We start from the raw sequence: 10951 nt of genomic DNA on the forward strand, positions 1-10951 counted from the left end.
GCCTTCCAAAATAGCCCAGAAATGGCGCTTCAACAATGCCACTTCCCCGAGCCACAGTAGAGCACATGACCTCTGACGTGCAGCTCTCCCCCACCGAACGCAGCACCATCAAGCGCGGCAAGAACCGAGCCGTCCAAGACCGCCAGGTGCTCTACGACATCCTCGACGCCGGCCTGGTCTGCCACCTCGCCGTGGAGGTCGACGGAGCGCCGTTCCTCGTCCCCACGGCGTACGGGCGCGACGGCAACCGCATCTTCCTGCACGGGTCGACGGGGTCGCAGTCCATCCGGAGCATGATCGAGGGCAAGCCGGTGTGCGTCGCGGTCACGCTCGTCGACGGCGTCGTCTACTCCCGGTCGGTGTTCCACCACTCGATGAACTACCGGTCGGCGATCGTCCACGGCATCGCGAAGGTCGCCGAGGACCCCGAGCACGCGCTCAAGGTCATCGTCGAGCACGTCACGCCGGGCAGCTGGGACTACGCGCGCAGTCCGTCCAAGAAGGAGCTCGCGGCCACGGTCGCGCTGGAGATCGACCTCACCGAGGCGAGTGTCAAGGTGCGCGAGGGCGGGCCCGGTGAGGAGCCCGCGGACCTCGAGGCCAACCTGGTGTGGGGCGGGCACCTGCCGCTCGTCCGGACGTGGGGCGCGCCGGTGCCGCACGAGACGGACCGGGCGATCCCGCCGCACGTCAGCGGACGGGACCGGTGACCGGGTCGTAGCGGTAGGACGTCATGGCTCGGGTGCCCTGGCGGTACACGTGGATCGACACGGCCGGGTCGACGCCGTCGTTGCGCACCTGGTGCACGTAGCCGGGGCCCCACACGCGGGACTGGCCGGTGTGCAGGGTGTGCACGACCTGGATGCGGGTCGTCACGACCTCCGTCAGGACGCCGCTCACCACGGTGAACGCGCCGGAGGTCGTGTCGTGGTCGTGCAGCGAGGCGGTCTGGCCGGGGAGCCAGCTCATCAGCCAGATCTCCTGGTCGTCGGTCTTGTCGACCAACGCCGAGAAGCGCTCCTCCGGGTCGTAGCGGAGCAGGTGCTTCCAGCGGTCGCGGTCGGCCGCCCACGACAGAGCCACCCGGACGGGGTGCAGCAGCGCGGAGTTTTCAGGCAGAACGACGCTGTTCTCGGGAACGGCGAACATCGGGAGAAGTCCTAACCAGGCGAGTGCGCGAAAAGAGGACGCGGGACTATCGCCAGGTACAACAGCAACACGTGTTGAAGGACATGGTGCAGAGGGTCCCGAAGTCGGGACCCTCCGTCAATCCAGTCCCAAGGCTTGGGACACGTCCGCGACCAGGTCTCGAGTGTCCTCACAGCCGGCCGACAACCGCACCAGGCCCTCGGGCACCGGGTCGCCGAACTGCGCGCGCCGGTCCGCCGTCGAGTGCAGGCCGCCGAACGACGTCGCCGCCGACACGAGCTTCGAGCGCGCCAGGAACGCGTCCACGGCGGCCTTGTCCTCCAGCACGAACGTCAGCACGCCGTTGAACCGCCGCATCTGCTGCGCCGCCACGAGGTACGCCGGGTCTTCCGGCGCGCCCGGCCAGCGCAGCCCCTCGACCCTGCCCTTGAGCAGCGCGTAGATCGCTTCGGCGTTCTCCGCCTGCCGCGCCAGCCGCAGGTCGAGGGTGCCCAGGCCGCGCAGCGCGAGCCAGGTCTCGAACGGGCCGGGGATCGCACCGTTCACCGTCCGCGCGTCCCGGACCTGCGCCGCCAGCACGGGAGAAGCCAGCGTCACGTGTCCGAAGAGGACATCGCTGTGCCCCGACACCGCCTTGGTGTCCGACGCCACGACGATGTCCGCACCGAGCTCCAGCGGGCGCTGCCCCAACGGCGTCGCGGTCGTGTTGTCCACGGCCAGCAAACCGCCCGCGGCGTGCACCTGGGCGGCCAGGTCCGCGATGTCGCACACGTCCAGGCCGGGGTTCGACGGCGTCTCCAGCAGGACGAGCTTCACCCCGTCGAACGACGGGTACGGCCCGGCGGTGGGCACCTCGACCACGTTCACGTCCATTTCGGACACGAACTTGCGGGTCAGGAAGTACCCGTCGGAGGGAATCACCAGAGTGTCCCCAGTGGACAGCACGGTCCTCAGCAACGTAGAGATCGCCGCCATGCCGGACGGGAAGACGACGCACTCGCCGCCTTCCAGCGAACCGAGCGCCGACTCCAGCGCCCGCCACGTCGGGTTGCCCGCGCGGCCGTAGTAGTCCTGGCCGCCCAGGTGGTACGCCGAGGCGAACACCGGCTGCGCGCCGAACGGGTCGCCCGCTTCTCCCGCGTACGTGTGGACGACGCGCGTGCCGTCGCCGAGTTCGGGGCTCACTGGCGTTCGTGCTTGCGGTCGCGGCCGAGCAGCGCGGCACCGAGCTCGTGCACGCCCAGCCCGTCGTGGCACACCATGTGGACGCCGTCGGTGATCGGCATGTCGACGTCGTGCGCCGCCGCGAGCTCGCGGATCGACGAGCACGACTTCGCGCCCTCGGCGACCTGGCCGTGGGTGGCCTCCTGCGCCTGCGCGAGGGTCTCGCCCTTGCCGAGCCGCTCGCCGAAGGACCGGTTGCGCGACAACGGCGACGCGCACGTCGCCACCAGGTCGCCCAGCCCGGCCAGACCGGCGAACGTCAGCGGGTCGGCACCCAGCGCCGCGCCCAGCCGCGCGGTCTCGGCCAGGCCGCGGGTGATGATCGACGCCATCGTGTTGTCGCCGTAGCCCATGCCGGCCGCCATGCCGCACGCCAGCGCGATTACGTTCTTGCACGCCCCGCCCAGCTCGCAGCCGACGACGTCGGTGTTGGTGTACGGGCGGAAGTACGAGTTGGAGCACGCGTGCTGCAGGTCGACCGCGCGGTCGTGGTCCGTGCACGCGATGACGGTCGCGGTCGGCTGCCCGACGGCGATCTCCTTGGCCAGGTTGGGCCCCGACACGACGGCGACCTGCGACTCGTCGACGCCGGCGACCTCGCGGATCACCTCGCTCATCCGCTTGAGCGTGCCGAGCTCGACGCCCTTGGACAGCGACACGAGCGTCGCGTCGGCGGGCAGCAGCTCCTTCCACGCCGACAGGTTCGCCCGCAGGGTCTGCGACGGCACCGCGAGCACCACGGCGTCGGCACCGTCGAGGGCCTTGGCCGGGTCGGCGGTGGCCGTGAGGTTGGCCGGCAGCTCGATGCCCGGCATGTAGTCGTGGTTCACGCGGGTCTCGGTGATCGTCGACGCGACCTCCTGACGCCGCGCCCACAGCACGACCTCGGGGCCGGAGTCCGCGATGACCTTCGCGAACGTCGTGCCCCACGACCCGGCGCCGAGCACCGCAACGCGTTCGATCGCCATGGTGTTCAGGCCTTCCTCGGTCCGTAGAAGCCTTCCGGCGCCTGTTCACCGCGCACTTCGGACAGCAGCCCCTTGACGTTGTTCATCAGCAGGTCGGTGACCTCGCGCAGCACGGCCAGCGACTCGTCCCCGCCCTGGAACCGCGACAGGTCGACCGGCTCGCCGACGAGGTAGGTGACCGTCTTGCGCGGGAAGGGGCGGAACTTCTTCTTGTAGTGGTCGTAGATGTCGACCGTGCCCCAGCGGGCGATCGGGATGACCGGGCCGTCGTGCTGCAGCGCGAGCCGGGCGACGCCGGTGCGCGAGTTCATCGGCCAGGCGTCCGGGTCCTTGGTGATCGTGCCCTCGGGGTAGATCACCACGATCTGGCCGCTCGCCAGCGCCTCGTGGGCCGCGCGCAGGCTCTGCTGGGCGTCGGACGTGCCGCGGTAGACCGGGATCTGCTTCGCGCCGCGCAGGATGCGGCCGGCGACCGGGATGTTCCACAGGCTGTGCTTCGCGAGGAAGTGCGGCACCCGCCCGTTGCGGTGGGTGAACACCGCGTCGTAGATCGGGTCGAGGTGCGAGATGTGGTTCATGACCAGCAGCGCGGAGCCCTCGCGCGGGATGCGGTCGCCGTGCAGGTACTTCCGCCTGCCGAGCAGTCCCGACAACGGGTAGACGATCACCGCGGCGACCCCGACCCAGAAGCCGCCCTTCTCGCGTTTGGCCACGTGGACCTCTCCTCACTCCTGCGTGGATCTGCGCCCGACAGCACAGTAGTCGTCAGATCGTGGAGTATGACGAGGTGAGGGATGAAGTCGACCTCCTTGTCCCGGTCAAGACCCTGGACAGGGCGAAGACCCGGCTGACCAGCGCCACCGGCGGAGATCCGGTGCGGCACGCGGCACTGGCGCTCGCGCTGGCCCTGGACACGGTGAGCGCGGCCGTCGCGACGCCGGGCGTCCGTCGCGTGGTGACGATCACATCGGACCCGGCGGTCGCGGCCGAGGTGGCGGCGCTGGGCGTCGAGTCGATACCGGAGCCCGCGGAGTCCGGGCTCAACGCGGCGTTGCGGCACGGCGCGCGCACGCTGCGGTCCACACGCGTCGGTGCTCTCCAAGCCGATCTACCCGCGTTGAGGTCGTCCGAGCTGCAGGCCGCGCTCGAGGCCGCCTCCGGACGGCGCGCGTTCGTGCCCGACCGGCAGGGCACCGGCACGACGCTGCTGCTCGCCGCGCCCGGCGGTGAGCTCGACCCGCGGTTCGGCGTGGGGTCGGCCGGGCACCACCGGGTCTCCGGCGCCGTCGCGCTGACCGGGCCGTGGCCGTCGCTGCGCTGCGACGTGGACACGGAGGAGGACCTGAGGCTCGCGCTGGGCCTGGGCCTCGGCGCGCACACCGCGAACGCCTTGCCGGCCTGGACAACCTGAGCGACCGCCGCGCGTCTTCCGGGTCACCGAGGTGATCACTACTTGGGAGACTGATGCGAGCGCTCATCGCGCTGGCGGGGATCACGGCCGTCGCGGGCTGTGTCGCCGTCGTTCCGATCGACCGGCCGTCCGACTACACCGCACCGAGCACGCTCGACTCGTGCGCCGTGGACCTCCCCCAGGACTGGAAGGACGAGCTGTCCCGCGCCACCACGGAGGTGGGACCGCACGAGAAGGTCACGGTCGTCGCCGCGAACGAGAACGCGGACGTAACGCTGGTGAAGACGACGCGCAACCGGACGACCGAGCTCGTGCTGCGGGACAACCACAAGCGCCAGCAGGTCATGGCCGTGAAGGACGACGGCCAGCTCTTCGGCGTCGAGTTCGACGGCCGCTGGGTCACCTTCTCCACGAACACGGGCCCGGCGGACTCCTCCGCCACGACGTACGCCTGGGACTCGCGCAACGACGGCGCACCCGTGCGGATCGGCACCGAGAGCGCCGTGGTGCAGGGCGGAAAGGCCGCGTGGACCGACGAGAAGGGCGTCCACGTCTACGACCTGGCCAAGAAGAAGGACAGGATCGTCGGGCAGGGCAGGAAACCGGTGTTCGTCGGCGGTGGCGTCCTGTGGTTGCAGGACGGGAGGTTCCGCTCCGAGGGCACGCTGCCCGAGCAGCTGAGGAACGCCGAGCCCAGCGGGGACGTCGCGGCGGACGGGCGCACGGTGGTGTGGGTGCAGGGGGACTCGCTGTTCGGCTGGCGCGACGGCTGGGCCCAGCCGCGCGAGATGGCCGGGATCAAGGACGTGCCCAGGACGGAGGGAATCGTGTTCCCGCGGGTGAGCGGCGATTTCGTGTCGTGGCAGTCGGAGTCGTCGTACGTCACGGACATCCGCAGCGGCGCGACGATGCACACGTCCGACGGCGGCTATTGGCTGGAAGTGCACGGCGGAGCGCTTACGCGGCAGGGATGGCAAATCGCGGCGGCCGCACCGCTGGCCGCGCTTTCCCCGCTGCCGAAGTGCTGACACCGTGACGAAGAACACGAAAATGTTGGTTTGGGCAACTCAACGGGGAACCCCGGCACCTTTACATCCGTATCCCCCGATGCCGCGGCGTTTCCCCCGACGCCGTTCCCCGACGTTCTGCCCAGAGGTGTACCTGCATGACTTCGTTGACGCACGCCGACTACCTGGCGTTGCGCCGCTTTCCCGCTCTCGACGGCCTGCGTGCGATCGCCGCGGTGCTCGTCGTCTTCTTCCACTACGGCGGTCCTGACTGGTTGCAGGGCTGGGCCGGTGTCCAGATGTTCTTCGTCCTCAGCGGATTCCTGATCACCACGCTCATGCTGCGCGAGGAGCGCAGGAGCGGCCGGATCTCGCTGAAGGAGTTCTACCTGCGGCGGGGTTTCCGAATTCTCCCCGTCTACTTCGTCGTCCTGCTCGTGACGGTGGTCGGTTCCGCGCTCTACGGCACGTTCACCAGCAACGGCATCGGCCCGGCGCTGAAGTACTTCCTGACGTTCAGCAACGAGTTCGCCGGCGCGAGCCCGTACGGGCAGTCGTGGTCGCTGGGCATCGAGCAGAAGTTCTACCTGGTGTGGCCGCTGGTGGCGATCGCGCTGGGCACCGTGGTGCTGCGCCGCCGCGCCGGTGCCGCCGTCCTCGGCATGCTGCTCGCGCTCGTGGTCGTCAACTTCACCGCGCAGCACAGCAACCCCGGCTGGCCGCTGCACTACTTCTCGATCCTGACCGGTGTGCTGCTCGCCGTCGCGCTGCACAGTCCACGCGGGTTCGCCGTGCTGCGCCCGTTGACGAACCTCGCCTCCCAGGTGGCCGTCTGCGTCGGGTTCCTCTGCGTGCACCTGAGCGTGAAGCCGATGGCCGGCCTTCTCGACGGGATCAACGGAATCCCCGGCCACGTGCTCGTCATCCCGGTGTACGCGCTGGCGACGGCCGTGCTGCTCACCGCGCTGGTCGCGCCGGGACCGGCCACGACGTTCCTGTCCACCAAGCCGATGCAGTTCGTCGGCGAGCGGTCGTACTCGCTGTACCTGGTGCAGACGATCGCCGCGACGGTCATCTGGTTCTTCTGGCCGAAGCTCTCCGGGCTGGGACAGTCCCTCGTGGTCACCGCGACGGGACTGGCGCTGGCGAGCGTCCTCTACAAGCTCGTCGAGATCCCGATGATCAACCTCGGCCGCCGGGTGATCGCCCGGCAGCGCCTCGCGCAGCTGCCCCGGCAGGACGCGTCGCAGGCTCCGGCGGCGCAGTCCGAGTCGTCGCGGTTCGCGACCAGCGGGCAGACCAAGCCGTAGAACGGGTCCGGGGCGAGCGGCACGGGCGTGCCGCTCGCTCCGGGTCGGGCGTGGCGGTCCGACCGTCTAGGCTTCTGCTCCATGCAGGCGACGGTGTCCACGTTCAACAGCGATGGTTCCGCCGTCGTCCTGCGAGATGACGGCGTCCTGCTCGACGTGAGCGCCGAAGCCGTCACAGCGGGTGGCTGGCGGATGCTGCGTCCGGGTCAGCGCGTGACCCTCGAACGTAGTCCCGACGGGGGCGTCACGGCCGTTCGCATGCCTGTTCTGTGACGAGGAGTTCACCAGCCCGACGTTCTCGACGGGGGCGCTCGCGCCGATAGTGGGGAACAATGCGGGGCGTGAGCACGGAGAACTCTGACGACAAGGCGCCCGCACCCCGTCGCCGCTCCACGCGCAGCAAGGCAGCGGCAACCCCGCGTGCGGCGACGACGCGAAGGCAACCCCGCGCGGCGACGAGGCGGGCTTCCACCTCGCGCGCGAAGGCCGAGCCGGAGCAGGAGCAGCCGGCGGCGGCGCCGTTGCGCGGCGTGCCCTCGGCTCCGCCCGCGGTGACGTCGAGCCCGCTGCCCACGGACCTGCCGGACGACCGGTACTTCAACCGGGAACTGTCCTGGTTGGACTTCAACGCCCGCGTGCTCGCGCTCGCCGAGGACTCCTCGCAGCCGCTGCTGGAGCGCGCGAAGTTCCTCGCGATCTTCGCGTCGAACCTCGACGAGTTCTACATGGTCAGGGTCGCGGGCCTGAAGCGGCGCGCGGAGACCGGTCTCACGGTGCGCAGCGCAGACGGGCTCACGCCGCTCGAGCAGCTGCAGGCGATCTTCAAGCGCTCGCAGGAGCTCGTGGAGCAGCACGCCCGCGCGTTCCTCGACCACATCCGGCCCGGTCTGGAGGAGCACCGGATCAGCATCGTGACGTGGGGCGACCTCACGGACTACGACCGGCTGAGGCTCTCCAACTACTTCAGCGAGCAGGTGTTCCCGGTCCTGACGCCGCTCGCCGTCGACCCGGCCCACCCGTTCCCCTACATCTCCGGGCTGTCGCTGAACCTCGCGGTGACCGTGCGGGACCCCGAGGGCGGCGGTGAGCGGTTCGCCCGCGTGAAGGTGCCGGACAACGTGCCGCGGCTCGTGCGCGTCGAGGCGGACCGGTCGTCCTCGTCGGCGACGTTCCTGCCGCTGGAGGAGCTCATCGCCGCGCACCTGGGCGAGCTGTTCGCGGGCATGGAGGTCATCGAGTGCCACGCGTTCCGCGTCACGCGCAACGCGGACCTCGAGGTCGAGGAGGACCGCGACGAGGACCTGTTGCAGGCGCTGGAACGCGAGCTCGCGCGGCGCCGGTTCGGTCCGCCGGTGCGCCTGGAGGTCGCCGACGACATGACCGAGCACATGCTCGAACTGTTGTTGCGGGAGATGGACGTCGACCCGCACGACGTCGTGACCGTGCCCGGCTTGCTCGATTTGTCGTGCCTGTGGCAGCTCTACGGCATCGACCGCAAGACGTTGAAGGACCCGGCGTTCGTGCCCGCGACGCACCCGGCGTTCGGTGAGCGCGAGACGCCGAAGAGCGTGTTCGCGACGCTGCGCGAGGGCGACGTCCTCGTGCACCACCCGTACGACTCGTTCTCCACGTCGGTGCAGCGCTTCATCGAACAGGCCGCCGCCGACCCGCACGTGCTGGCCATCAAGCAGACCCTGTACCGGACCTCCGGCGACTCGCCCATCGTGGACGCGCTGATCGACGCGGCCGAGGCGGGCAAGCAGGTCGTGGCGCTGGTGGAGATCAAGGCGCGGTTCGACGAGCAGGCGAACATCAAGTGGGCCCGCACGCTGGAGAAGGCGGGCGTGCACGTCGTCTACGGCCTGGTGGGCCTGAAGACGCACTGCAAGACGTCGCTCGTGGTGCGCCAGGAGGGTTCGACGATCCGGCGCTACTGCCACATCGGCACCGGCAACTACAACCCGAAGACCGCGCGCCTGTACGAGGACGTCGGCATCCTCACCGCGGAGCCGACGATCGGCGCGGACCTCACGGACCTGTTCAACGTGCTGACCGGCTACGCGCGGCAGGACGAGTACCGCTCGCTGCTCGTCGCGCCCTACGGCGTCCGCAAGGGAATCGTCGAACGCATCGACCACGAGATCGAACGCGCGCAGGCCGGCGAGACCTCCGGCGTGCAGATCAAGGTGAACTCCCTGGTGGACGAGCAGGTCATCGACGCGCTGTACCGCGCGTCGCAGGCCGGGGTGCCCGTCGACGTGGTGGTGCGCGGCATCTGCGGCCTCAAGCCCGGCATCAAGGGGCTGTCCGAGAACATCCGGGTGCGCTCGATCCTGGGCCGGTTCCTGGAGCACTCGCGGATCTTCCGGTTCATCGCGGCCGACGAGTTCTGGATCGGTAGCGCGGACATGATGCACCGCAACCTGGACCGCCGCGTCGAGGTCGCCGTGCGCGTGACGGACCCGCGCCTCACCAAGCAGCTCGGCGACGTCTTCGAGTCCGCTCTCGACCCGCACACGCGCTGCTGGGTGCTCCGGTCCGACGGAGAATGGGAAGCCTCGCCGTCCGACGGTTCGTCGGTGCGCGACCATCAGATGGACCTTCTGCACAAGCACGGAGCTCTTGGGTGATCAAAGCTGCTGGGGCGGTGCTCTGGCGCGATGCCGGCGGTGACGTCGAAGTCGCGGTGGTGCACCGCCAGCGTTATGACGACTGGTCCCTGCCGAAGGGCAAACTCGATCCCGGGGAGACGATTCCCGCCTGCGCTGTGCGCGAGGTGGAAGAGGAAACGGGCTTCGCCTGCGTTCTCGGTCGTCATTTGCGGCAGGTGTCGTACTCGGTGAAGGGCGCGTCCAAAACGGTCGACTACTACTCCGCCCAGGCCGTGTCCGGAACCTTCGCCGCCAACGACGAGGTGGACGAGCTGCGGTGGCTCCCGGTCGCGGAGGCGTCCGGCCTGCTGACCTACGAACCGGACCGCGAGGTGCTCGCCGAGTTCGACCGCCTGCCAGCCGACCTGCTGCTCGTGCTGCTGGTGCGGCACGCGAAGGCGGGCAAGCGGTCCGAGTGGAACGGCGACGACGACCTCCGTCCCCTCTCAGACGCCGGCTGGCGCCAGGCCACGGCCCTGCGCTCGCTGCTGCCGCTCTGGTCGCCCACGCGCGTCCACACGGCTCCCAGGGTGCGTTGCGCGGACACCGTGCGCGGCGTGGCCGAGGACCTGGCTGTGGACGTCGTGGAGGAGCACCGGTTGTCGGAGGAGGGCTACTGGCCCGACCCGGACGCGGGCCTCGTGCGCCTGCTGGAGGTGGCGGCGGACGAGGGCCGCGCCGTCGTCTCCTCGCAGGGCGGCGTGATCCCCGCGGTCGTGCGCACGCTGGCCGAGATGGGCGGGCTGAGGCTCGACGAGTTCCCCAGCAAGAAGGGCAGCACCTGGGTGCTCGCCTTCACCAGGCCGTTCGGCACCTGGTCCACTTCGGACTCGCCTTCCCGCTGGCCAACCCTGGTCTCAGCCCACTACCTGCCCACCGCACTCCCCCGCCCGTAACGCCTTCCGAACCGCCGTCTCCACTCCCGCGAAAACTTTGCCCAAGGCAACGAATGGGAGCCGGAAGGCGGCGGTTTCGCTTGTGCGGAAGCCGCTCACACGCGTGCGGGCGTTATTTCTATTGGCGGAAACGGGATCGAGGCGGCGCATGGGTCCGGGTACGTGAGACGTAGCGGGATTGCGCAGGACGGGGCATGCGCGACGCGGAGAATGCGCGAGACCACGCGAGTTCGCGTCGGTCGTCCGGGGGGCCCTTTTTTTTCCCCCCCCCCAAAAAGTCCTCCCCCCCCCACCACCCAAAAAAACAACAAAAAAAAAACAAAACACACCCCCCC

Annotated in this window: 11 protein-coding genes; 7 read left to right on the top strand and 4 right to left on the bottom strand. The window is 69.7% G+C overall.

What is annotated here, in order from left to right; all coding sequences use genetic code 11:
• Window positions 1–65: 65 nt before the first annotated feature.
• Window positions 66–710 carry a pyridoxamine 5'-phosphate oxidase family protein gene (locus ACFWV3_RS31385; protein ID WP_382416513.1) on the top strand — a complete coding sequence of 215 codons (645 nt, stop codon included), beginning with the start codon at window positions 66–68 and terminating at the stop codon, window positions 708–710.
• Here ACFWV3_RS31385 and ACFWV3_RS31390 read toward each other — a convergent pair.
• From ACFWV3_RS31390 to ACFWV3_RS31405, 4 genes are all read right to left on the bottom strand, one after another.
• On the bottom strand, window positions 691–1149 hold the full coding sequence (locus ACFWV3_RS31390; protein WP_382416515.1) for a cysteine dioxygenase: 459 nt from the start codon (window positions 1147–1149) through the stop codon (window positions 691–693). The two genes, ACFWV3_RS31385 and ACFWV3_RS31390, sit on opposite strands and share 20 nt — an antisense overlap.
• A 117-nt stretch (window positions 1150–1266) precedes the next feature.
• The gene (locus ACFWV3_RS31395; protein ID WP_382416517.1) at window positions 1267–2334 is read right to left on the bottom strand and encodes a cystathionine gamma-lyase; all 1068 of its coding nucleotides are present in this window, start codon (window positions 2332–2334) and stop codon (window positions 1267–1269) included.
• Window positions 2331–3341 (bottom strand): NAD(P)H-dependent glycerol-3-phosphate dehydrogenase, encoded by a 1011-nt coding sequence (locus ACFWV3_RS31400; RefSeq protein WP_382416519.1) that lies wholly within the window; start codon window positions 3339–3341, stop codon window positions 2331–2333. Before ACFWV3_RS31400 ends, ACFWV3_RS31395 begins: the two co-directional genes overlap by 4 nt.
• Before the next feature lie 5 nt (window positions 3342–3346).
• Window positions 3347–4054 (bottom strand): lysophospholipid acyltransferase family protein, encoded by a 708-nt coding sequence (locus tag ACFWV3_RS31405; RefSeq protein ID WP_382416520.1) that lies wholly within the window; start codon window positions 4052–4054, stop codon window positions 3347–3349.
• Window positions 4055–4128: 74 nt separating this feature from the next.
• Here ACFWV3_RS31405 and cofC point away from each other — a divergent pair, with 74 nt between their 5' ends.
• The 6 genes from cofC to ACFWV3_RS31435 all read left to right on the top strand — a co-directional run bounded on the left by cofC (window position 4129) and on the right by ACFWV3_RS31435 (window position 10616).
• Complete coding sequence (cofC, locus tag ACFWV3_RS31410) at window positions 4129–4752, top strand: 2-phospho-L-lactate guanylyltransferase (protein ID WP_382416522.1); 624 nt, start codon at window positions 4129–4131, stop codon at window positions 4750–4752.
• Between the two features lie 53 nt (window positions 4753–4805).
• Window positions 4806–5780 carry a hypothetical protein gene (locus ACFWV3_RS31415; protein ID WP_382416524.1) on the top strand — a complete coding sequence of 325 codons (975 nt, stop codon included), beginning with the start codon at window positions 4806–4808 and terminating at the stop codon, window positions 5778–5780.
• A gap of 137 nt (window positions 5781–5917) precedes the next feature.
• On the top strand, window positions 5918–7069 hold the full coding sequence (locus tag ACFWV3_RS31420) for an acyltransferase family protein (protein ID WP_382416525.1): 1152 nt from the start codon (window positions 5918–5920) through the stop codon (window positions 7067–7069).
• 81 nt (window positions 7070–7150) lie between these two features.
• Window positions 7151–7342 (top strand): hypothetical protein, encoded by a 192-nt coding sequence (locus ACFWV3_RS31425; protein WP_382416527.1) that lies wholly within the window; start codon window positions 7151–7153, stop codon window positions 7340–7342.
• A 59-nt stretch (window positions 7343–7401) separates the two neighbouring features.
• Window positions 7402–9699: an RNA degradosome polyphosphate kinase gene (locus tag ACFWV3_RS31430; protein ID WP_382416529.1), complete on the top strand. Its 2298-nt coding sequence runs from the start codon at window positions 7402–7404 to the stop codon at window positions 9697–9699.
• Window positions 9699–10616, top strand: a complete 918-nt coding sequence (locus ACFWV3_RS31435; protein ID WP_382416748.1) for an NUDIX domain-containing protein — start codon at window positions 9699–9701, stop codon at window positions 10614–10616. Before ACFWV3_RS31430 ends, ACFWV3_RS31435 begins: the two co-directional genes overlap by 1 nt.
• Window positions 10617–10951: the final 335 nt, after the last annotated feature.

It is taken from the genome of Lentzea sp. NPDC059081 (genome assembly GCF_042738015.1).
Lineage (GTDB): Bacteria > Actinomycetota > Actinomycetes > Mycobacteriales > Pseudonocardiaceae > Lentzea.

Bases quoted from the DNA above. Each gene is read 5' to 3' on its own strand.
- ACFWV3_RS31385 (WP_382416513.1), top strand. From the start codon at position 66: ATGACCTCTGACGTGCAGCTCTCCCCCACCGAACGCAGCACCATCAAG.
- ACFWV3_RS31390 (WP_382416515.1), bottom strand. From the start codon at position 1,149: ATGTTCGCCGTTCCCGAGAACAGCGTCGTTCTGCCTGAAAACTCCGCG.
- ACFWV3_RS31400 (WP_382416519.1), bottom strand. From the start codon at position 3,341: ATGGCGATCGAACGCGTTGCGGTGCTCGGCGCCGGGTCGTGGGGCACG.
- ACFWV3_RS31415 (WP_382416524.1), top strand. From the start codon at position 4,806: ATGCGAGCGCTCATCGCGCTGGCGGGGATCACGGCCGTCGCGGGCTGT.
- ACFWV3_RS31420 (WP_382416525.1), top strand. From the start codon at position 5,918: ATGACTTCGTTGACGCACGCCGACTACCTGGCGTTGCGCCGCTTTCCC.
- ACFWV3_RS31425 (WP_382416527.1), top strand. From the start codon at position 7,151: ATGCAGGCGACGGTGTCCACGTTCAACAGCGATGGTTCCGCCGTCGTC.
- ACFWV3_RS31430 (WP_382416529.1), top strand. From the start codon at position 7,402: ATGCGGGGCGTGAGCACGGAGAACTCTGACGACAAGGCGCCCGCACCC.